This window comes from Candidatus Poriferisodalis sp. (genome assembly GCF_965198245.1).
Classification (GTDB): Bacteria; Actinomycetota; Acidimicrobiia; order Acidimicrobiales; family Poriferisodalaceae; genus Poriferisodalis.
Window position 1 is genome coordinate 655,610 of the sequence record NZ_OZ240249.1, and the last position, 20,401, is coordinate 676,010.

The 20,401-nt window shown below is 64.4% G+C and carries 22 protein-coding genes; 15 read left to right on the forward strand and 7 right to left on the reverse strand.

All coding sequences use genetic code 11. The features are described 5' to 3' along the window. Positions 1 to 39 precede the first annotated feature (39 nt). Positions 40 to 1,416, forward strand: a complete 1,377-nt coding sequence (locus ACOCMM_RS03020; RefSeq protein WP_419554813.1) for an IS30 family transposase — start codon at positions 40 to 42, stop codon at positions 1,414 to 1,416. Here ACOCMM_RS03020 and ACOCMM_RS03025 read toward each other — a convergent pair. Both ACOCMM_RS03025 and ACOCMM_RS03030 read right to left on the reverse strand, forming a co-directional pair. Next, the gene (locus ACOCMM_RS03025) at positions 1,364 to 1,993 is read right to left on the reverse strand and encodes an IS3 family transposase (protein WP_419551717.1); all 630 of its coding nucleotides are present in this window, start codon (positions 1,991 to 1,993) and stop codon (positions 1,364 to 1,366) included. The genes ACOCMM_RS03020 and ACOCMM_RS03025 overlap by 53 nt on opposite strands. Beyond that, the gene (locus ACOCMM_RS03030) at positions 1,990 to 2,295 is read right to left on the reverse strand and encodes a transposase (protein ID WP_419551718.1); all 306 of its coding nucleotides are present in this window, start codon (positions 2,293 to 2,295) and stop codon (positions 1,990 to 1,992) included. The genes ACOCMM_RS03025 and ACOCMM_RS03030 overlap by 4 nt, the downstream gene beginning before the upstream one ends. 18 nt (positions 2,296 to 2,313) lie before the next feature. Between ACOCMM_RS03030 and ACOCMM_RS03035 the strand changes: the two genes are divergently transcribed. The 10 genes from ACOCMM_RS03035 (at position 2,314) to ACOCMM_RS03080 (ending at position 10,052) form a co-directional block, all read left to right on the forward strand. After that, positions 2,314 to 2,463 carry a hypothetical protein gene (locus ACOCMM_RS03035; protein WP_419551719.1) on the forward strand — a complete coding sequence of 50 codons (150 nt, stop codon included), beginning with the start codon at positions 2,314 to 2,316 and terminating at the stop codon, positions 2,461 to 2,463. Positions 2,464 to 2,789: 326 nt separating this feature from the next. Further along, positions 2,790 to 2,990, forward strand: a complete 201-nt coding sequence (locus ACOCMM_RS03040) for a type II toxin-antitoxin system HicA family toxin (protein ID WP_419551720.1) — start codon at positions 2,790 to 2,792, stop codon at positions 2,988 to 2,990. Next, on the forward strand, positions 2,987 to 3,340 hold the full coding sequence (locus tag ACOCMM_RS03045) for a type II toxin-antitoxin system HicB family antitoxin (protein ID WP_419551721.1): 354 nt from the start codon (positions 2,987 to 2,989) through the stop codon (positions 3,338 to 3,340). Before ACOCMM_RS03040 ends, ACOCMM_RS03045 begins: the two co-directional genes overlap by 4 nt. 136 nt (positions 3,341 to 3,476) lie before the next feature. Further along, on the forward strand, positions 3,477 to 3,821 hold the full coding sequence (locus ACOCMM_RS03050; RefSeq protein ID WP_419551722.1) for a type II toxin-antitoxin system HicB family antitoxin: 345 nt from the start codon (positions 3,477 to 3,479) through the stop codon (positions 3,819 to 3,821). A gap of 214 nt (positions 3,822 to 4,035) precedes the next feature. Then, positions 4,036 to 4,659 carry a DUF6088 family protein gene (locus ACOCMM_RS03055; protein ID WP_419551723.1) on the forward strand — a complete coding sequence of 208 codons (624 nt, stop codon included), beginning with the start codon at positions 4,036 to 4,038 and terminating at the stop codon, positions 4,657 to 4,659. A gap of 230 nt (positions 4,660 to 4,889) precedes the next feature. Continuing rightward, positions 4,890 to 7,400, forward strand: coding sequence for a hypothetical protein (locus ACOCMM_RS03060; protein ID WP_419551724.1), 2,511 nt, complete (start codon positions 4,890 to 4,892; stop codon positions 7,398 to 7,400). 211 nt (positions 7,401 to 7,611) lie between these two features. Further along, complete coding sequence (locus tag ACOCMM_RS03065; RefSeq protein ID WP_419554814.1) at positions 7,612 to 8,823, forward strand: ImmA/IrrE family metallo-endopeptidase; 1,212 nt, start codon at positions 7,612 to 7,614, stop codon at positions 8,821 to 8,823. A 24-nt stretch (positions 8,824 to 8,847) separates the two neighbouring features. Next, complete coding sequence (locus tag ACOCMM_RS03070; protein ID WP_419551725.1) at positions 8,848 to 9,411, forward strand: hypothetical protein; 564 nt, start codon at positions 8,848 to 8,850, stop codon at positions 9,409 to 9,411. 282 nt (positions 9,412 to 9,693) lie between these two features. Next, positions 9,694 to 9,924 carry a hypothetical protein gene (locus tag ACOCMM_RS03075; protein WP_419551726.1) on the forward strand — a complete coding sequence of 77 codons (231 nt, stop codon included), beginning with the start codon at positions 9,694 to 9,696 and terminating at the stop codon, positions 9,922 to 9,924. After that, positions 9,921 to 10,052 (forward strand): hypothetical protein, encoded by a 132-nt coding sequence (locus ACOCMM_RS03080; RefSeq protein WP_419551727.1) that lies wholly within the window; start codon positions 9,921 to 9,923, stop codon positions 10,050 to 10,052. Before ACOCMM_RS03075 ends, ACOCMM_RS03080 begins: the two co-directional genes overlap by 4 nt. A 204-nt stretch (positions 10,053 to 10,256) precedes the next feature. Here ACOCMM_RS03080 and ACOCMM_RS03085 read toward each other — a convergent pair whose 3' ends face one another. Together ACOCMM_RS03085 and ACOCMM_RS03090 are read right to left on the reverse strand one after the other, a co-directional pair. Next, entirely contained in the window at positions 10,257 to 10,724 is a 468-nt protein-coding gene (locus ACOCMM_RS03085; protein WP_419551728.1) for a type II toxin-antitoxin system VapC family toxin, read from the reverse strand. Next, a complete protein-coding gene (locus ACOCMM_RS03090) occupies positions 10,661 to 10,885 on the reverse strand; it encodes a ribbon-helix-helix protein, CopG family (RefSeq protein WP_419551729.1) in 225 nt (74 codons plus the stop codon). Before ACOCMM_RS03090 ends, ACOCMM_RS03085 begins: the two co-directional genes overlap by 64 nt. 435 nt (positions 10,886 to 11,320) lie before the next feature. On the opposite strand from ACOCMM_RS03090, the gene ACOCMM_RS03095 reads away from it, so the two are divergent. Continuing rightward, on the forward strand, positions 11,321 to 11,755 hold the full coding sequence (locus tag ACOCMM_RS03095) for a RipA family octameric membrane protein (protein WP_419551730.1): 435 nt from the start codon (positions 11,321 to 11,323) through the stop codon (positions 11,753 to 11,755). Between the two features lie 14 nt (positions 11,756 to 11,769). Here ACOCMM_RS03095 and ACOCMM_RS03100 read toward each other — a convergent pair whose 3' ends face one another. Both ACOCMM_RS03100 and ACOCMM_RS03105 read right to left on the reverse strand, forming a co-directional pair. Next, positions 11,770 to 12,186 (reverse strand): TIR domain-containing protein, encoded by a 417-nt coding sequence (locus ACOCMM_RS03100; RefSeq protein WP_419551731.1) that lies wholly within the window; start codon positions 12,184 to 12,186, stop codon positions 11,770 to 11,772. A gap of 4 nt (positions 12,187 to 12,190) precedes the next feature. Then, entirely contained in the window at positions 12,191 to 12,568 is a 378-nt protein-coding gene (locus ACOCMM_RS03105) for a hypothetical protein (protein ID WP_419551732.1), read from the reverse strand. Positions 12,569 to 12,923: 355 nt separating this feature from the next. Here ACOCMM_RS03105 and ACOCMM_RS03110 point away from each other — a divergent pair, with 355 nt between their 5' ends. Next, positions 12,924 to 14,291: an HNH endonuclease gene (locus ACOCMM_RS03110; RefSeq protein ID WP_419551733.1), complete on the forward strand. Its 1,368-nt coding sequence runs from the start codon at positions 12,924 to 12,926 to the stop codon at positions 14,289 to 14,291. Positions 14,292 to 14,394: 103 nt separating this feature from the next. After that, positions 14,395 to 15,225, forward strand: coding sequence for a hypothetical protein (locus ACOCMM_RS03115; protein ID WP_419551734.1), 831 nt, complete (start codon positions 14,395 to 14,397; stop codon positions 15,223 to 15,225). A 474-nt stretch (positions 15,226 to 15,699) separates the two neighbouring features. Here the strand turns inward: ACOCMM_RS03115 and ACOCMM_RS03120 are convergent, their stop codons facing one another. Then, a complete protein-coding gene (locus ACOCMM_RS03120) occupies positions 15,700 to 16,974 on the reverse strand; it encodes a tyrosine-type recombinase/integrase (RefSeq protein WP_419551735.1) in 1,275 nt (424 codons plus the stop codon). Between the two features lie 129 nt (positions 16,975 to 17,103). Here ACOCMM_RS03120 and ACOCMM_RS03125 point away from each other — a divergent pair, with 129 nt between their 5' ends. Continuing rightward, entirely contained in the window at positions 17,104 to 20,391 is a 3,288-nt protein-coding gene (locus tag ACOCMM_RS03125) for a DUF499 domain-containing protein (RefSeq protein ID WP_419551736.1), read from the forward strand. Positions 20,392 to 20,401 lie beyond the last annotated feature (10 nt).

Consider the following 20,401-nt stretch of genomic DNA (forward strand, 5'->3'; position numbering starts at 1 on the left):
TGGAGGTGGTTCGTGGCCGAGACCAGGCATCAGCGTCAGATGGCGGTGCGGGAGTTTCGTGGGAAGGTCTGGTCGCCGGGCCGGCCCGGTGTGGCGTGTCGTGAGGACCGGGTTCGGTTCTGGGAGGCGATCGCTCGTGGGGTGTCGAGCGAGGACGCGGCCGGGTTGGCGGGGGTGTCCCAGGCGGTTGGGACCAGATGGTTCCGTGAGGCTGGCGGGATGTGTCCTGTGGAGGTGTCGCCGACTTCGGGCCGTTATCTGTCCTTTGCCGAGCGTGAGGAGATCGCGATCCTGCACGCACAGGGGACTGGCGTGCGGGCGATCGCCCGGGAGCTGGGCCGCTGCGCGTCAACGATCTCGCGTGAGCTTCGCCGCAACGCGTCGACGCGCAGCAACGAGCTGGCGTATCGGGCGTCGACGGCGCAATGGCACGCCGAGCGGCGAGCGAGCCGTCCGAAGGTGTCCAAGCTCGCCGCCAACGACCGGTTGCGGGACTATGTGGCCGATCGTCTGGCCGGGCGGATCGCCAGGCCCGACGGCGGGCTGGTGGCCGGCCCCGAGGTGCCGTTCACTGGTCGCCGTCACGGTCGCCGGGCGGACCGGCGCTGGGCCACCGCATGGAGCCCTGAGCAGATCTCGCATCGGCTGAAGCTCGACTTCCCCGATGACGAAACCATGAGAATCAGCCACGAGGCCATCTACCAAGCGCTCTACGTGCAAGGACGCGGCGCCCTCAAGCGAGAGCTCGTCGCCTGTTTGCGGACCGGGCGGGCGCTGCGAGTGCCCAGGGCCCGCACTCGCCAGCGTGGCAAGAAGTTCATCACCCCGGAGATCCTGATCTCCCAGCGGCCCGCCGAGATCGAGGACCGGGCGGTGCCCGGCCACTGGGAAGGCGATCTGATCATCGGGCTGGAGCGCTCGGCCATCGGCACTCTCGTCGAGCGCAGCACCCGCTTCACGATGCTGCTGCACCTGCCCCGCATGGAAGGCCACGGCCAACAGCCACGGGTCAAGAACGGGCCGCCCCTGGCCGGGCATGGCGCCGAAGCGGTCCGCGACGCCATCGCAGCGTCGGTCAGCACACTGCCCCAACAGCTGCGCCGCTCGCTGACCTGGGACCAAGGCGCCGAGATGGCCCAGCACGCCCAGCTCTGCACCGACACCGGACTCGACATCTACTTCTGCGACCCCCACAGCCCCTGGCAGCGAGGCACCAACGAGAACACCAACGGACTGCTGCGCCAGTACTTCCCCAAAGGCACCGACCTCGCCCGCCACAGCCGCGACGACATCGACGCAGTCGCACACACCCTCAACACCAGACCCCGCAAGACACTCGACTGGCAAACGCCCGCCGAAGCCTTCAACGAACACCTACGCTCTCTTCAACAGCCCGGTGTTGCGACGACCCCTTGAATCCGGCCTGGGTGCCTTGGTCGCTGTGGATCACGGTCTCACCCGGTGTCGGGCTGCGGCCGTCGATGGCCATGCCCAATGCGTTGGTGACCAGTGCGGCGGTCTGTCGGGAATCGATGGACCAGCCCACGACCCGTCGGCTGAAGGTGTCCAGCACCACCGCGCAGTAGACCTTGCCTTCGCGGGTCGGGTGCTCGGTGATGTCGGTCACCCACAGCTGATCGGGCCGGGGTCTTGCGAAGTCGCGGTCGACGAGGTCCGCCGCGGTAGCAGTGTTCGGGGCCTTGCGATGCTTGGGCCGTCCCGAGATGCCGCGCAGCCCCGCCCGCCGCATCAGCGTCTCGACGGTCTGGCGGCACACCGCTATGCCCCGACCCAAGGTGAGCTCGCCGTGAACACGCTTGGCGCCGTAGGTCCGTCGGGAATCGGCATGGATCTCCGCGATGATTCCCGCCGGCTGCGCGTGACGGATCGACCGCGCGGACCGCGGACGACTCATCCAGCTGTAATAGCCCGACACCGACACACCCAAGAGTCGGCACGCCACCTCGACCGGAAGTCCTTCTGCGGCGATCACTCTGATCGCCGCGTACCGCCTTTTGGGTCGCCGTCCCCCTTCAGCAGCTCGGTTGCACGACGATGGATCGCCAGCTCGGTCTCAAGCTCACGGACCCGCTTGCGCAGAGCCACCAGCTCGGCATGCTCAGCGGTCCTCATGCCGGGCTCGACCCCCGCATCGATACGCGCCTGGCGGCGCCACGTGTAGATCGACTGGCCGCTGATCCCCAGCTCAGCCGCAACCGCCGCGACCGGACGGCCAGCGTCGACCAAATCGATCACACGCCGCCCGAACTCTGCCGGATACCCCTTCGGTGCCATGAAGCCTCCTCACAGCTCATGACAGCAGAATCCAGCATCGCCCCCGCGCGAAACCCAAGGAGCACCGCTCGTGAGGCGATCGCCATGATGCTCGACGTCGATCCCGCCGACGTGGGCCCGATCGACGTGCTTATGCAGGAGCAGGGCGGGTCCGAGTCGCTGGCCTAGACGGCGAGATGCACCACATCCCCATGGCTATGGTGACGGTCAACGGGAGGCGCGGAGCCCACCGCTTGCGCAGGGGAACCTGAGCACTCGGCCCTGGGCCGACTTCAGGCGGACCGGCCTCCCGTACTGCGCCCCACGCCGCGGCACTTCGAACGTATTGGTGCTGGCCAGGATCGCCCCGACGAACCTCGACATCGCTCGAGTTGGCGAGCTAAGCAGCCGACCTACGGATCGCCGAGAAAATCGCTGGCCTCGCGTCGGAGGCGGCGCGAGGCTGCGCCCGCCACCGCCGGGTACCTGTCTCGGTCGGCAGCACGGAGCGAAGCATGCCGACAGTGCGCGATGCGATACGTCTCGTTGAACGTGACGGTTGGACCCATGCGCGAACACGAGGCAGCCACCGCCACTTTCGACATCCCGACAAACCTGGCACGGTCACGATCCCCGGCAAACTGAGCGACAATGTAGGCCCGAGGCTCTGGGCGAGCATCATGACCCAAGCGGGTCTGAGGAGGCGAAGCCGATGAAGTTGACCTACGTGGTCACGCTCGAGGAGCTGCCGCACAACTTCAGCGCCTGCGTGCCCGATGTCCCAGGCTGCGTCAGCACCGGAAAGACGCGGGAGGAGGCTCTGGAGATGATCCAGGAGGCGCTCGCATTCCACATCGAAGCGATGATGTCGGATGGCGAACTGCCCCCGCCTCCGACCACCGGCATCGACGATGCCGTTGCGCACCACAGTGGGCCCGTTCCTGATGACGTGCTCAGCTCCTACGCCGAGTTCGGTGGTGGTGGCGAAACCGTTGAGACTCGATTCGAGACGGTCGAAATCGAGATTGGAAGCCATCCGGCGGCTCTCGCCGAGGTAGCGGGTTGAGCTTGTCGGGTGATTGATCAGCGCATGCGTCAGCGAGGTTGACACTCGCGGCGCACGCCCGTCAGGAACTGCGGCCGTGACCAGGCCTTACGCCGCTCAACATCTTGAGACAAGCAGGCCTCCGCGGGAGTTCGCGATGAAGCTGACCCGCGCCGTCGTCATCGAGCAGACCCCGAACAACTACGGCGCCCCTGCGCCGGGCGTTCCGGGATGCATCAGCACCGCCGAGACCCCCGACGAGATGCTCGCGAACATCCGCGAGACGCTCGCCTTCCACATCGACGGCCTGGTCCGCGGCGGCGACCCGGTGCCGGCGCCTGCGATGTCCATCGACGACGCCATCGCCTACCACGGCCGGGCCCTCGCCGATGGGGACGCGGAGTGGCTGGCTGCGGGCGGTGACGCCACGGCGACGCTGTCGACCCGGTTCGAAACGGTCGAAGTCGAGATCTCAACCCCTCAAGCGACTCCCGCTGGCTGACGCCAACCCAGCGGGCTCCGTGAGCCGAGGCAGAAATCGGCTGTGGCCTGCGGTTTTGAACGCCTACCGTGTCGATGTCGAGTAGCAGTCCGGCCGTCGCTCGCGGGAACGCTGCTTCGAGATTAGCGCCGCGGCGAACCGTCGATGTTGTCAGAAATTTTAGATATATTTCTGACATACCCTGTGAGCCGTATGACACGAAGGGAGGTCACTCATGGCGTCCGTGGCGGACAGGATCACTCAGCGGGTGGCCGAGCGCGGTCCGGGGGCATGGGTGTGCACCCCCGGGGACTTTCTGAGCCTCGGGAGCCGCGATGCTGTCGATCAGGCACTGTCGCGCTTGGTCAAGGCCGGCAAGCTGCGCCGGATCGGGCATGGCCTGTACGACATGCCGCGGTTCAGCGGTGTGTTGAATCGGCCTGCGCCAGCCGATATGGACGCCGCCGTGTCGGCGTTAGCGCGGCGGGACGGCGTGCGCATCATGCCCGATGGGCTGGTGGCGGCGAACCGGCTGGGTCTCACCAATGCAGTGCCGGCAAAGGCGAGCTACATCACCGACGGACCCTCCAGGACGCTGAAGATCGACGGAAGAACGGTTCGGCTCCGACATCGCAGGCCCCGAATCATGCAGTGGGCCGGCAGGCCGGCGGCTCCGGTGGTTCAGGCACTGGAGTGGCTCGGCCCTGACGCCGCCAGCGATGTCCAGGTCGCCGCGACGCTCAAGCGCCGCCTTCCCGATGAGGTGAAGCATGACCTCGGCCGGAACATCAACGACGTTCCCGGCTGGGCGGTGCCGCTCGCACGCAGCATCGTGAGCGGTCAAGCTGCCACCGCGTGAACAGCCGCTCGTGGGGAAGGCTTGGGCTTCCGTCTGTGCGCGAGGGACGAAATCACGAGATCCGGATGTTGAGAAGCGGGCGTCGACTGGCTGGCACCGCGGTCCAAGGGCGCGGACCAATTCCCCGATGCATCCGCTCTGCAAAGCCTGCGGATGTCCGGTTTCTGGTCAGCGCCTACGCTTCGGCCTGCGTTTGTGAACCAGTGTCATCGAAGAGGGGACCGTTCGACATGGTGTCTCGTGCTGCCGAGCTGTTCGACACGTCGTTCCCGGATCCACAGGAGAGCGGCCGAGCGTTGTGTGAGGCTCTGATTCGAGCGGATACGGAGGCTGAGGTTGAGGCCGTTCTCAGCGACGCCGGCTACTGGGACGACATCGACGCGTGGAGCGTCTTCGGCGCCAACCCAGCGAACGCTTCGGTGATCGGAGGGCAGCAGGAAGCACCAGAGGCTGCCCTCGTCGAGAAGATCGTCAACTCCATCGATGCTCGCCTGCTGGACGCATGCCGACAGCGCGGCCTTGATCCTCGGTCGGTTGATGGCATGCCGTCGAGCGGGCTGGAGGCTGTGTCGTCGTGGTTCGACCATGGCATGAACACCAGCCAGGTGTCCCGGGCAGGGAATGTCGTGGCGTGGGCACCGGGCAAACGCGAGGAGCAAGCGGACCGGATCACTGTCGCAGCAACCGGTCCCACCGACGGTTACGCCAGTGTCTCGATCGCCGACGATGGAGAGGGCCAGGAGCCCGACGACTTCGCCGAGACCTTCTGCTCGTTGAACACCGGCAACAAGCGCTCTATCCCGTTTGTGCAGGGCAAGCACACCATGGGTGGCACCGGTGCGCTGCGATTCTGCGGTGCCGGACGAGTGCATGCCCACAATCTTCAGTTGGTTGTCTCACGGCGCAATCCGGTATTCGCGTCCGCGGGTGATCAGATTCCGTGGGGGTTCACGGTCGTTCGGCGGTTCCCTGAACAGGACAACGAGAAGACCCCGACGTTCCGATTCTTGGCGCCCAACGGGTCCGTGCTTCGTTTCGAAGCGGACGAGTTGGCGATCTTTCCTCTGGAGCCGGCTGAGCGTGGGCGGGCTGAGCCGTACGCACGTGCAGCCCGCTGGGGCACGCTCACGAAGCTGTACGAGTACATCAGGGCCACCTACATCACACACTCGTCGGATCATTCGCCGAAGGCTCGCCTATCGCTGCTGCGCAAGCTCGAACTGCGCATGCCGAACGCCATGCTGCCGGTAAGGCTTTACGAATGTCGGCCGTTCCGACGTGTCGCAGATCAGCATCCGACGATGGTGCTCACGGGCATCATGGGACGCCTCCACAATCTCCGGAACCCATCGGAGTCGCTGGAGTGGGACGGAACACCAAAATCGCTCGAGTTCCGGGTAGACGGGCAACTGATCAAGGTCGCCGTGTGGGCATTCAAGAAGCCGGCAGGCTCATGGCGAGGATCGCATGGGGTGCTGTTCACGCTCAACGGCCAGACGCATGCCACCCTCCCCGACTCGTTCTTCGACCGGACTGACGTCGGGATGAACCCTCTGCGCAAGTCGCTTCTAGTTGTCGTCGACTGCACTGCGATCAGCAGCACTCACGAGAGCGCTCTGATGATGACGAGCAGGGATCGTCTAGCGGATTCCCTGTTCGCGAAGCAGATCAAGGACAGGCTCGCCAAAGATCTGAGCGAACACCCGGCGTTGCGGACGCTGCGCAACGAGCGCTCCCGCTACCCGGGCGCCGCCGACGAGCAGGCACGCCGCACCGTTCAGGAACTGCTGGACACGCTGATACGGGAGAACCCGGACTTGGGCAGGCTCCTCATCGACGGCACCGAGATCTCGAACCCGCACAGACCCTTCGCACACGCCCATGAAAGACCAGAACTCCGCAAGTTCCCGACCTTCTTTCGTCTCAAGGGCGCCAGAGACGGTCACCGACGTCGAGACGCGCACCTCGGGCTCGACTATCTCCGGTTCGTGTTCGAGACAGACGCCAAAGACGACTACTTCGATCGGGTCGACGCACCGGGCGTGAGATGCCTGGACATTGAATCCGACAGAGGCTCTTGGGAGAACGCCGATCATCTCGTGGACGGCTGGCATCTGAGCGAAGGCGTAGCTGAGATGAGGCTCCGGCTGCCGGACACCGCAGCGGCCGGAGACGTGCTCCAGTTCAAGTTCACTGTCTTCGACGACAACCACGAGACCTCCGATTTCGTCAGCACCATCGAGCTGGCCGTGCTGCCGTCCAAAGAACCCAGCGGGCCTCCCGACACGCCTCGCCAGCCGCGGCAGCGGCCCCCCAAGGGCGACGCACCGGAAATCAAGGAAGTCCGCGAGGAGGACTGGGGCCGGCAGGTGCCCGAACCATTCGACGGCGACACGGCTCTGCGCAGAATCGACAACGGAAACGGCGTCTACGAACTCAGGTACAACGCCGACAACAAGTGGCTCCGCAAAGAGATCTCACGCTCCAAGGCGAGCGAGGACCAAGCCGCCGACCTCAGGCACCAGTTCGGCGTGGTCATGGCCGCTCTCGGTCTTGCCGTGATGGGAGCGCATCAACGATCAGCCAACGGCCGATCAGAGTACGAAGATCCGACCGAGAACGGCAAGCCCGAGATGAGCATCAACGAGCTCATCGAGTGGTGCACATCAGCAGCCGCCCCAGTCGTCGCATCGATCCACAGCCTCACAACCGAATCGTTGAGCACCGACGACAGCGACTAGAAGCCAGAGTCGAGCGCAGTGTGAGTCGGGGTCGCGCGGATCTCGTAGAGTCACCGGCCATGAGGCTCCCCGTGCCGGCTCTCTCTCGAGAAAACCTTCCGAACGCGCTTCCTCGCCTATATAGCTACGGGATACCGCACAGCACGAAGGTGCCTACCGTTCGAGCTGCGGTGCTTGCAGATCAGGCCCAAGCGTCCGATACTTGAGGGTGATGGGGGAAGCGGCCGATATCGGCCGTCGAGTGCAGCAGCTGCGGATTGGCGCCGGGGCGGCTCTTGACGATGTAGCTAGCGCGCTCGGTGTGAGCGCCCGAGAATTGTCTGCCCTAGAGCGCGGCGATCGTGACATCGGAGACGCCGAGCTCACAACGTTCGCCGATTTCGTCGGCGTCTCAGAGCTGGCGATCCTGGAGCCCGATTCGTTGCTCGGCCGACTCGCTGTTGCGCCTCGTGCCGGGGACGAGACCGTGTCGACGCGAGAGGCCCATCGGAGGCTGATCGCGCTCGCAGAGATTCATCACGTGCTCCGCGACGGCGGCCACGAGGCTGAGCCAGGAGTTGCGAGTGTCCCGCAGGACAGCTCCGGGCGGTGGCTGAGCCGCGCGAACCAATTGGCGGAATGGGCCGGCCAGCGCCTCGGCGATCTGACGCGCGATCCGCCGGAGGCGGACAGATTCGCCGCCCTCGCAGCGGCGATCGAGTGCCAGTTCGGCGTCGACGTCATGATTGAGTCTCTAGGTGAAGATGGCCCGCTGGGGCTGTCGATGACAGATCCCGAGTTTCCGTTCATTCTCATCAACGCAGACGTGATGCGACCCCGAGCGATGTTCACGTTGGCGCATGAGCTCGGCCATGTGCTCGCTGGTGATGGATCTGAGATCAAGATCGATGAAGATCTCCGGGGCAACAATGACGAAGAGCGGCTGGCGAACGCCTTCGCCGCGGGGCTGCTGATGCCTGAACAGAGGGTCAGCTCATTGATCGAAGAACACGGGCGTGATGCCAAGTGCCTGGCAATGATGATCCTGTACTTCGGAGTGAGCTTCGAGTCGCTGATCTACCGATTGCACAATCTGCAGATCGTCAACGCCACGGGACGTGATGCGCTCAAGAACGCCGGGCTCCACGGCTTACTCAGAGCGCTCGAGGACACCGAGGAGTCGACAATGCTGCTATCGGCCCGTGAACGGCCGCCTCGAAAGCCGCCTCGTCACCTCACAACCCGCTGCATCAGCGGAATCTGGGACGGAACCATCAGCGCGGCGCCGCTTGCAGGGCTGCTGGACGTGGAGACAGACGAACTCGTTGAGAAACTGCGAAGGGCCTGGGAGACGGCCGATGCCATCACCGAGGACTACTCGACGCCCAAGGACTCGCCCGAGGTCGTGGAGCAGGCGTACGACGCCGATCCCGTAGCCGTATAGCGGCGTCACAGCCGAGGCGACACGGTGGATGACAGACCGGTACTGCACGACGCCGTCACGTTGCGTCATTTCTCAGCAGCTAACCGCCTTGACGTTCTTGAGGACATTCATGGGTCGCTGCCCGAGCCCAGGGTGGCGCCAGCGGTTCTTGATGAGATTGACGCTGCTGCTCACCAGGGCGAGGCCCACTGCACGCAGATTCTCGGCGAGTCGTGGCTTGGCGATCCCCCGGTGCTCACTCCCGCGGAGCGAAGGCTCGTGACCAAGCTGCGCATCAGCCTCTCCGACGGCCAAAGGCCGCCCCAGGGCCACCGAGGCGAAGCAGAGAGCATCGTGCTCGCCGAGAAGCACGGCGGGATGCTCGCGACCGATGACAACGCGGCCTATCAGTTCGCGACTCGGCGATCGAAACTTGGGCTGACAAGAGTGATCGATACCGTTGACATCCTCCGCAGCGCTGTCGAGCAGGAAGTCATCACAGCACAGGAAGCGGTCGACATCGCAGATGACATCGAGGCGGTGGATCGATGGCTTCGCCCTGTGCACGACGGACAGATTCGTACCGAGTACTTCGAGCCGGTCTTCTGAACGGCATCGTCGAGACGGTGAGTGGCAGCCACCGGCCGTTTCGCCACCCTGACAAGCCGGGCACCGTCACGATCCCGGCTAGCTTCGGGACGGGGTGCTCAGGGGTACGCGGCTCATCATCCGATCCGCGCCACGTGAGCAGCGAACTCGAACGAACTCTGTGGATTTTCGGGGACTGACCGCGGATCCAGCGTTCGGGTGCTGCGCGTCAGTACACGGGTGTTGCGCGCGCCATACTGCGCGTGTGGCAACTGTGTACGTGACGGACAGGCTCGGTGCGCTGTGAACGACAGCGCTGCCAGAGCATCGATCCGGCCCATCGAGAGGGTCGCGCTGCCGACGTTCTGGGACGGCGTGGCGCAGGCCTTCGACATTCAGGGTCAGCACCCGCCCTACAACTTCCTCGATGACAAGGGCGCCAATCTCTATGTGTCGGTGTTGAACAGCTGGCTGCGGTACGGAGCAAGGGCAAGAAGCGTCGCTGCGCGGCGCCTGCCGGAAATCAGCGAATGACCGAAGGGGAACAGGAGGCCGCAGTGGTCGCCCCCTACTTGGGGGTTGTGATCTGGCGGAGCCGAGCGGCGGCGCATGAACGCATCGCCAAGGCTCAGCAGATGCTCGGCATGCCCGACGAGTCTTGACCGTTGCCTGCCATCACGTTTCGACTGCGTCGTCACCCCTCTGACCTCTGACGGTGCATCCCCTGCGGGACGCGGCGATCTCTACGCGGCCAGTAGACGTTTGTGCTGGGTCTGAAACTGACGGAGGCTGTTGACAGTCGGGGTTTGTCGTGAGAGGAAGTCCTGATGGACGATCGAGATCGCCGCATGAGCGATGTCGACCGGTCAGGGCAGGATCTCGAGCCGTTCGCAGTGCAGGGGCCGGACCACGCCGAAGTGGCGGCGGTCGACGGTGGCCACGGCTGTGGCGCCCAAGCGCTCTGCAGCGGCTATGACGGAGGCATCGACCGTACCCAACGGCAGATCGCCGTAGGTGTGAACCAGTTCGGCGATGCGCAGCCAATCACTCGCTGCCACGGGCTCCACAAACAGGTCTCCAGAAGCGAGGTCGCCCAAGAACCGCACTTCGGCCCGTGAACCCAGTCGCGTACCGACGAGGTACGCGACTTCGGTGATCACCAGGGTCGGCACGATGAGCGGTCCCGGATGCTGCGAGAGCAGATTCAGGCTGGCCGCGTGATGTCGATCGTCTGCGTCGATGTAGGCGTAGAGCGGCCCAGCATCGACGATCAGCGCGATGCTGGGACCTCGCTGGCCAGGATCTCCTCGATGCGTTCGGAGATGTCTGAACAACCGCTGCGACCTGCCGCCGCCGCGCCGAGGCGTCGCCGAGGCCCGAGATGGTGCTCGATCGCCTCTCTCGTCAGCTCTGAGATAGTGATGTCGCGCCGAGCTGCTTCGTGGCGAAGGCGGGCGTCGAGCTCGAATGGGAGCTTGACAGTAGTCCGATTCATGTATGCCAGCATACCCGGCGAGCTGGCCGGGACGTAACGGGACTCGTGGGAGCGGTGTCGGCGCGGTGCAGATGCCACAGCTCGTCGGCTGGCTACCGGGCAACGCCTCGGACCACGCATGTGCCGACGAGCGCTCGCACACCGCCCGATGCGTACAGCAGCGCAAACGTCGGGACGGCGATGCACGGCATGACCCGAGCGAGGCTCGTTGCCACTGTGGCTACGTCGGCGAGGGCGACTACCGCGCACGCATCAATATCCTTCGGTCTGCGACCGGATGCGGTGGAATCGACTCGCCATTCGAGGGCTGTCATGCCGAAACTCAGGAAGCGATCCCAAACATCCGACGAGGGTCGAAATGAATCCGAGATCGCGCGACAGCAGGCGACTAGATCGGCGCTTTGGAATCCTGAGCACGAAGGCGGCGCTGACAGCATGGGCACACTGCTCACGCAGTACGGGCTCTATGTCGAGTCCGCCGAAAAGGTCAGCCACCGAAGGGGCATCGCAAACAACTTCTTCCTTCTCGTCAACTCCGCGGCCTCGGTCGCATTGGCCGCATTCGGCCTTTCCAGCGATGAAGCTGTCGTTTGGCCGCTGCTCTTCTCCACAATCATCATGATCAGCGTCTGTGTCCTGTGGGGCTTCACCGTCCACAGCTACCGCCAACTGAGTTCGGCCAAGTGGAGGATCGTCAACGCCCTAGAGGAACGCCTGCCCGCCGCGCCGTGGGCTGCGGAGTGGCAATTGCTGGGCCGAGGCAAGTCCCGACGGGGCTATCGGCGTCTCACGGCCGTCGAGAAGTGGGTTCCGGGTTTGTTCGCGTTGGTCTACGCAGTCGGTTTCCTGGCTCTCGCGTTCTTGGGTTGACGGCGCGTCACAGGTCACGGCGACAGGGCGCGTATCCCCTGGACGATCGAGCTGGTGTTCCAGCCGACCACAAGATCAGCTGCTTGACGAACTTCAGCGGAGATTCTCTGTGCCCCCCACGGCGTGATCGCGAGGACGGGTTTGGCATAGAGAAAGCCAGTTTTGGCTAGCGATATCTCCTCGTTGATCCACTTGCTGTAGGTGGCGTAGACGCCAGCGATGATGACGACCACATGGCATGGCGTCATCTGCCGCTCGATCGCTGCTCGCAGCAGCCGCTGATTCTGGGCGTTGTGAATCGGGTCGTTGCTCGGAACCGAGTAGTTCCTGTAGCTGAAGTACGGAGCAGCATTCAGGAGGCCACAGAGGCGGTCGTACGCATCGCCGTAGGTCCATGAGTGACTGATGAAGAGGTTTCGTGTCTTGACCACAGCCTCAACCCGACTTCTGATCGACGGAGGCTTCGGCGCCCTCTGACTGTTCATCGGGTGCGGTCGCTGGCTCTTGAGCGTCGCGGATTTCACGGAGCACAGCGAGAACCTCGTCTTCGGGCCTTGGCGCCAGTGTTCGCAGAATGTGTTTGGCCACATTGACCAGTTGCCTCTCGGAGGCTGCGAACGCCCTACGGCCCCCCTCGGAGGTCTCAAGCACAAGTACGGCAGCATTGAAGTCTTCCCAACTGCGATTGAATTCGGCCGCGGCGGGCATGATCTCGAAATCTGTGATCGGTCCGCGACCACCGAGACTGCGCCAGACTTCATGGTTCGTTTTGTCCTGCAGGAATCCTCGCAGGCCGTCGTTCTCGTTTGTCATGCTGACCTCCCGGTTTGTCGTGTACCGATGAATCGGATCGTGGGTGCTGCTCCGGTGCCGTCCCCTGATCTGCTTTGCTCTGATGCACGATCGGCAAACTCGCAGGCGGACTAGAACGGTGGCCATCGCCAACGATGCAAATCTTGGCCGAGGGGTGTTACAACAAAGCCACATCGCGGTTGCCGGCTGCATTCGGGACAGACACGCAGTTCCTTCCATCGCCGAGCTAGGGGGTGCCAGGCTGCCGGTCGAGATCCACATCGGGTTGCCCCATTCGTCGCGCGAAAGCCTGAAGTACCGGCATGCGAAGAAGCGGCTCTAGGAGCAGCTGACACTCCGTGGCTACCGTGCCAGCGTGGCTGAACGATCATCTCCGCAGAACCGCTACCGGGTTGAATTCCCCACGGACGGGTCCGAGCCGTTCGTACGACTGCCGTTGGGCAGAAACTGGACCAGTCATCCCGAGGCGGCGGCGATCGGTGTCGAGCTTCCTGGGCGTCAACGCTCGGGCAATCATCAGCGCGCGATGACAGTCGTCGACTGTGCTGAGGCGGCGGTCGTGGCGCGGCAGCACAGGCGCGGTCGCGATGCCCACGACAACCCGGTGGCGGCCAAGGTCAGCGACGGGGCAGGAAGGGTGCTCAAGAAACTGAGGCTCTGTCTCGAAGCTCTCGTTGATGCGGGAGTCCCCGGAGCAGCCGACGCGCTGCGGAACGCATTCGGTGTGGCGTCAACATCGGGGTCACCAACAACGCCGCAACAATCCCCGCAATCGGCAGGCTTCGACACCGCCGCGACGAGTGATGTGACTGCGTGGGTCGTGCGCAGCGGACGTGAAGGCTTGGAAACGGTCGAGTCCAACCTGCGCGACCGCATGGTGTCGTTGGGCTGGGGCGACTGGGTCTTCGATCAAGCAATCGGCGAGCACGGCGACCAAGCGGCGCTGGATCGCCATTTCGCCGAACACCTCCCGCGTAGATCCGCCAAGGACAAACGCAACGCGCGGAACTCGATCCTGGCCTTTCGCAACAAGATCAAGACCGGAGACATCGTGGTGATGCCTCTCAAGGGATCGCGGATCTCAACAGGCTGGATCGCGATCGGACAAGTGACCGGCTCCACAGTGTGCGACCCCTCGCGGGGCTTGGGCGAGCGACTTCGCCGTCCGGTCCAATGGCTGCACACCAACGTTCACGACGACAATGTCGAAGACGACCTGCGCGCCTCCATCAACGGCCGGCGCACCGTGCATCGAGTCCTGGCGCCGAACTCGGTGCATCGGCTCGTCAGCCTTGCTGAGCACGGCATCGATCCAGGACCGGATGACCCACCGCAGCTCGCACTGTCGGGCGAGGAGGCAGGAGTGCTCGATGTCGAAGGCAACGTGATCGAGGGAGCCAGCAAGCGAGTGTCGGTGCTCGTCTACGAGACCGACCAGCGAGCGCGTCGCCGTTGCATTGCCGCTCACGGCTCCTCATGCCAGGTGTGCGGCATCGATTTCGGAGCCTCCTACGGCGACTTCGCGGACGGCTTCATCCACGTTCACCACAAGACACCGGTCCATCAAGCTGCGGCTGACGGGGAATACGAACTCGACCCAGTCAACGACCTCGTCCCCGTCTGCCCGAACTGCCACGCCATGCTCCACCGACATCCCGACAAGCCCTGCAGCGTGGAAGAGCTGCAGCGGCTGATGGAAGAGGCTGAGGCGCGAAGTGTCTGAGGCAGCACGGTAGGGGTCGACGTGGTTCGCCGTTTCACAGATGTGCGAGCCCATGTGGCAAGCATCTGGAGGCATTGAGCAAGTGCGGCGCATACAGACAGGCGTGTCGGCGGGTGTCGCCGAATCAGCAAACGATGCCGAAGCGAAACTCATTGAACTTGCAGGCGAAGCTTGGAGAGCGTTCGATGCCGCAGCGTCGTTCGCATCGGTGACGAGACCCTCGATGCCCATCCTGTTCTTTGGAGACGTCCGCCGCTACCTTGCCTCACGGCTTCGGATAGTGACCGTTGGACTGAACCCATCCGATCAAGAGTTCCTGGGCGGCGAACCCTTCCAGCGGTTTCGCGGGCTGGCCCATGACACCGCCCGAGATCCAAGGAGCTACATCGAAGCACTTGCGCGCTACTTCAGTGGCGACCCACACTGGGACTGGTTTCGGCACTTCAGGCAGCTGTTAGCTGAGCTTGATGCGAATTACGAAGCTGACGAGTCTAATCAACAGTCGTCCACCGTGCTGCATACCGACATCTGCTCACCGCTCGCCACAACTCCAACATGGAGCAAGATCGAAAAGCGCAGGATTCTCGATACTGAGCGCGAATCGCTGATTAGCGCCGGGACGCAGCTCTGGGAGGAGCTGATGCGTCAGCTCCGACCGAACGTCGCCATTTTCTCCGCTCGCCGCGACCTGTGCCAAGAGCACTCATTCGAGCCGGTAGGGGATTGGCGGACGCTGCACACGGTCACAACAAACCAGTCCGGAGGGCTTCGGCGCAACGGTCCCTACGCGATCTCATCACGCTGGCACAGGATTGAGGACCAGCGTTGCCTATTCGTCCAATGCCCGAATCGGATTCCTCCCTTGCAGATTGGCGGTATGGACAAGAGCACAGCGGGCCGCAAGATCAAGCGCCTGCTGAGTAGCGGACCGTGAGCAAGCGCGTCGCCGTAACGGGCATCGTGAAAATTGGTCCAGGGGTCAGGCGACCATCCGGGTGCCGGCGCTGAGGCCGAGCGCCGTCGCCTTTGGGCACGAGTTCTTAGTCCAGCGAAGCCGGATGCGCATGGTCCGAATGGGCCTTCGTGGTGATGGGACTTGGCAAGTTTCGGGGTCGAATTCGAGTCAAATCATCGAGAGAAAGACTCGATGAGGCCTTGTTCCCGCCCTCTTACACGGTCAAGATCGAGGCGGGGACAAATTGCCGTTATCCATGATCTTGAGTCCCCTTGGCAGTGACAGGGATCCCAGATTTGGGTCCCTGCCAACAGGCCGAACCTGCAGAGTACCAACGCCATCGCGAGCATTCTGAGACAGGGTCCCGATCCCGGTCTGAGGAAGACCAGGTCACCGTTCGCTGCGCTCGGTTGACGATCTGCAGATGCCGTGGGGTGAGCCACCCCGTGCGGGTCAGGTCACCTGACGCGGCTCGCGGGGGTCCCGTGGGTAGTTGTAGAACTGCGCGACTGCGCCTCGGTCGGCGGTCTCGTTGCGGGTGTAGTGCGCGGGCATCGTCGGGGAACGCCACCGTCCCGCGGTCATCAGGCTGGGCAGTTCGACGCCTATTCGTGCAAGGTCCTGAGCCATGCCGACACGTGGTGAGTGGCCGCTGAAACCGTCGCCCAGGCCGGCCGCCAAGGCTGCCTTCTTGATCCGAAGCGAGATCTGATTCGAGCTGAGCTCGAACACCCGGAGTCCCGCTGGGGCGCCATTGCGAATCGACGCAAGGGCCGCCATGGTCTGCGTCGACACGAACACCACAGCACCTTCGCCGTCGGGGTCGGTTTTCGAGCGTCGAATCAGCAGCCGCCCGCTGCCATCGGGCACCGTCTCGATGTCGCTCCAGGTCAGCGCGGCGCATTCGGAGACCCTGAGCATCGCGTCGCGCATGAGCCTCACGAGGGCGATGTCGAGGCTTCCTCTCCTCGCGGCAGCCTGTGCGCTCTCTCGTCTGCCGTTCTTTCCGAGTCGCTGCCGGCAGGCGGTGGCTGCGATTGCGTCGAGTGCGTCCGCGGTGAGGCCCTTCGCCTGCTTCTGAGCCCTGCCGGCCACTCGAGTCGCTCCCCGGAGGGTTCTCTTGACATCGGGATGACTGCACGGGCTATCGAGGCCGCAGTTGTTGTGGACGTAGGCGATCGCAGCAGCGGCGACGCGCAGCGTGGCGGGCTTGTGCCCGAGCTGCTCGAAGCGTTCGGCCAGGTACGCGGCGACGTGTTCGGGCTTGGCAGGGACTGCTGGGACTCTGCGGGCAGTGGCCCAGGTGACGAAGCTGCGCCATTGGCTTCTGTAGCTGCGGATTGTGTTGTGAGTGACCTCGTGGCAAAACAGCCCGTTCAGGTTCTGTGCGTCGGAATCTGTGACGAGGACAACATCGGGGATTGCCTCGTATCCCGGGCGTGTGAGGGACGAGTTGCGAATCAGTTGCTCGCCGGTGAGGACCACGCTGTCACGGACGACTTCCTGCCAGCAGCTGGAGCGTTGAGGAGTATCCCGCTCGGTCGCATCCTCGAATGTCGATAGGCAGCGCAAGTCCGGCGCTTCGCAAGAGCCGTTGGTCCCGTTGATCCGAGTGGCCTCGGCCGGTGGCACTGACGCTTCCACAGATGCAAGCCCGGCACCGGATGTTCGCCCACGTGGCGTCGTCATGGGCTGGCGCTGCAAGCGCACGATCGCCGTGGGCTCCACCGGCAGTATGCGACATCCGCACAATTACATGTAGTCATACAAAGGGCAGTATCCAGGGGATAACGGCAATTGTCCACCGTGGACGAAACATGCGGGGCCTAGGTCAAATCAAGCGCCCGCGCCGGGCCGGTGACTCCACCTCACCGGTCCGCGGCAGCCCTGGCGAGCGTCGTCGAATCCTGCGTTCCCCGCGACGAAGTCTTGGGCGGCGGCCTCGTCGACAAGCACTTCGCAGCCCAGCTCGACCAGGTCATCCGTGGCGCTGTCGGATATCACGACTACGCCGATCCTGACTCGTTCTTCAAGATCACCCACCCGACGAATGGCCTGCGCGACCTCCTGGCGGGAACCTTCGCACGCCTGTCGGACAACGCCAGCGCAGCACCCAGCGCCGAACACGCCGTCTACCGCTACGAGACCAGCTTCGGCGGCGGCAAGACGCACGGCCTCATCGCCCTCTGGCACTTGGCCAGTGGCGCCCGCCCCCCGAACCTCGACGAATTCATCGACCCGGTTCTGCTGCCCGACGAGTGCGCTGTCGCCGCGGTGGTCGGCGACAGCATCGATCCGATCAATGGACTCACTACCGACGGCGTCACCACGTTCACCCTGTGGGGCGAGATCGCTCGCCAGCTCGGTGAGGACGCCTGGGCTGCCGTACGCAAGAGCGATGAGGCTCGGACAGCCATTGGCAAGCAGGTCTGGTTGGACATCATCGGCGACCGCCCGACGGTGATCGTGATCGACGAGGTCGCCCAGCACCTGCGGCTGCTGGCCACGTCGGGAGGCGAGGCACAGCGCAACCTGGCCGCCCAGACCATCGCTGGACTGAAGGTGTTGTTCGAAGCGGCGACGGCAGCTCCGCGGGCGCGCATCATCGTCACATTGGCCACCGGCACGGAGGCATTCGAAGCCGAGACCGCGAAAGTCGACAAGGCGCTTCGCGATGCCGAGGTCCAGCAAACGCTCGCCGAGGCTCACGACGTCATGGAACGCCCAAAGGGGGCTGTCGGTCGGCCGGCCGAGGACGACGAGATCGGTTTCATCCTGCGCCGGCGCCTGTTTGCGGAGGTCGACGAGAACGCAGCCCGCTCAGCGGCACAGGCCTACCGGAAGCTCTATTCGACGCTGGCCGAACGGGGTGTCACAGTCGGCGGCTCGGCCACCGACAACCCGGCGGCCTACGCCGAACGACTGCGTACCGCGTACCCCTTCCATCCCGCACTGATCGACTGCCTCGACAAGCGGATCGGCCCCATGCCTGGGTTTCAGCGCGCTCGCGGCGCACTCAAGATGCTCGCTGAGACGGTGGCTGCCCTCTGGCGTTCCGATGTCTCCACACCCATCATCAACCTCGGCGATCTTCCTCTCGACAACTTCACCGTCAGGTCGGCCATCACGACATCGATCGGGCGTGAGTCCCTCGACGGACCTGCTGAGGCCGACTTCGCCGCAGGCACCAGTCATGCCTCATCGGTGGACAACGAACGATGGCCGGCCGAGCGGCTCGCCACACGTGCCTGCCGTGCGGTGTTCTGCAACAGCGTCGTTGGCGCAGCACTGCCGGGTGCTTCTGGTCCCGACCTCTACGCAGGAACGCTTGCTCCGGGCGAGAGCCCCGAAGCGGTCGACGCTGCGCTGGAGGCAACCAGCCGCGTCGCTTGGCACCTGACCTATGACGGTGCCCGATGGCGATTTCAGGTGGAGCCCAACGCCAATCGCATCATCGCCAGCGAAGTGGCGAATGTTCTCAAAGCGGATGTCACTGAGGAACTGGACCGGCGCATACGCCGCATCTTCGCCAGCGACGGCCCCACCAAGGCCGTGCATTTCCCGACCGGGCCTGCCGATGTTCCCGACGTCCAGCAGCTGCATTTGGTGGTGTTCTCGCACGAGGACTTGACGGTCACCGCTGCATCGGCCGGAGAGATTCCCGATCAAGTCGTCGATGTGGCCCAGCGCTACGGCGCGAACGAGCAGAACAGGACCAACCGCAACTCGATCGTGACGTTGGTGGCCGACGAGAATGAGGTGGAGGCGATGCGCTACCGAGTCCGGTTCGAGCTCGCGGCGAAACGCATCACCGGCGACTCCAATCGCCTCAGCCAGTTTGACGAGGAGGTAGCGAAGGCGCTCCGGCGCTTGGCGCAAGATGCCGAGCTCGAATCCCGCATCGCCATCACGCGGGCATACGCCCACCTGTACTGGCCCGAGAATGCGCCTGCGAACAGCCACCTTCGGCACTTGCATCTGTCATTTGGCGACTACGGGAAGACACCGAAGGGTTCGCACACCCCGGTGATCATCGAAGCGCTGCGCGGCAACGGCAAGATCACCGACACGCAGCCGCCGACTGACCTGCTGGCGAGCGCCAGCGGCTTCGGCAAGGTCCGCACGGAGATCACAACGGCGGAATTGGCTGGGTGGCCCTGGCGTGACCACCGCCAGAAGATCGTGCTGAACGCCAGCCTGCTCACCGAGGCAATCTCGGCAGGTGTCCGCAACGGCACATGGGTCTACTTCGATCCAGATGCAGAGCGGGCATGGGGCAAGGACGACCCGCCGACAGGGGTTCGCACCTCCGGGGACACGCTGCTCTATACGCCGGCCCGGGCTGCCGAGCTGAACCTGCTGCGCAAGCGAACGGACTGGGCCGCGGTCAGCGCGGTGGTGACCACCAGCGCAGGGCCATTCGACGGGGCAAGTCTCCGGCGCGAACTCACGACAGCGCTCGGTGGTGAACCACCCAAGGCAGAAGTGCTATCTGCACTGGCTTCCGCAGTGCGCAATGGCCGGCAAGTCGCAGTCTCGCTGACCTTCCCAGGCTCCGAAGTTGCGCCCCAGCCGTTGCCAGTGGACGAGATCGAGGGAACCGAACTCGATGCCCTGTTCGTGTTCGTTCCAGCACAGCCCACCGAGCCGCTCCCACCCCCGTTGCGCCGTATCACCGTCGAAGGCGAGACAACCGGGAGCGCCCTCGGCAAGCTCCGCGATGCCGTCGCTGACGGCGGCGTCGATGAGATTGCCGCGCTGACCCTCACGGCGAGCGCCGCGGCGGGTCCGGGCACAACCAACCTTCGGGCGCTGGGCTATTGCGCATCTCAGCTGCCGCGCTTCGAATGCGAGATCACGGCATCGCTGGAGGTCGAGTTCGGCGGGCTTGAAGGTGCAGTCGGCGTCGAACTCGCCGGCGGCATCGCTGACTGGCGTCGCATCGAGCAAGCGATGTTCGCGCTGGCTGATCTCGGCACCGAGGTGGGGGGCACGTTGACCATGCGACTGACGCCGCCGTCGCCCGTAGCGGTCGACGGCAGCGACTGGGAGCAATTCCGATCGGTGGTCGCCAACAACGACCCAGGTGCCATGCGCATCGAGGCTGAACCAGCCGACCGCGCTTCAACCGGCGGTGCACAGTGAGCGTGCCGAG

What these genes read in the sequence shown, in the direction of transcription:
- ACOCMM_RS03020 (WP_419554813.1), top strand. Translation starts at nt 40, where the DNA reads ATGGCGGTGCGGGAGTTTCGTGGGAAGGTCTGGTCGCCGGGCCGGCCC.
- ACOCMM_RS03060 (WP_419551724.1), top strand. Translation starts at nt 4,890, where the DNA reads ATGGTGTCTCGTGCTGCCGAGCTGTTCGACACGTCGTTCCCGGATCCA.
- ACOCMM_RS03055 (WP_419551723.1), top strand. Translation starts at nt 4,036, where the DNA reads ATGGCGTCCGTGGCGGACAGGATCACTCAGCGGGTGGCCGAGCGCGGT.
- ACOCMM_RS03045 (WP_419551721.1), top strand. Translation starts at nt 2,987, where the DNA reads ATGAAGTTGACCTACGTGGTCACGCTCGAGGAGCTGCCGCACAACTTC.
- ACOCMM_RS03090 (WP_419551729.1), bottom strand. Translation starts at nt 10,885, where the DNA reads ATGAATCGGACTACTGTCAAGCTCCCATTCGAGCTCGACGCCCGCCTT.
- ACOCMM_RS03040 (WP_419551720.1), top strand. Translation starts at nt 2,790, where the DNA reads ATGCCGACAGTGCGCGATGCGATACGTCTCGTTGAACGTGACGGTTGG.
- ACOCMM_RS03105 (WP_419551732.1), bottom strand. Translation starts at nt 12,568, where the DNA reads ATGACAAACGAGAACGACGGCCTGCGAGGATTCCTGCAGGACAAAACG.
- ACOCMM_RS03050 (WP_419551722.1), top strand. Translation starts at nt 3,477, where the DNA reads ATGAAGCTGACCCGCGCCGTCGTCATCGAGCAGACCCCGAACAACTAC.
- ACOCMM_RS03065 (WP_419554814.1), top strand. Translation starts at nt 7,612, where the DNA reads ATGGGGGAAGCGGCCGATATCGGCCGTCGAGTGCAGCAGCTGCGGATT.
- ACOCMM_RS03080 (WP_419551727.1), top strand. Translation starts at nt 9,921, where the DNA reads ATGACCGAAGGGGAACAGGAGGCCGCAGTGGTCGCCCCCTACTTGGGG.
- ACOCMM_RS03035 (WP_419551719.1), top strand. Translation starts at nt 2,314, where the DNA reads ATGACAGCAGAATCCAGCATCGCCCCCGCGCGAAACCCAAGGAGCACC.
- ACOCMM_RS03030 (WP_419551718.1), bottom strand. Translation starts at nt 2,295, where the DNA reads ATGGCACCGAAGGGGTATCCGGCAGAGTTCGGGCGGCGTGTGATCGAT.
- ACOCMM_RS03095 (WP_419551730.1), top strand. Translation starts at nt 11,321, where the DNA reads ATGGGCACACTGCTCACGCAGTACGGGCTCTATGTCGAGTCCGCCGAA.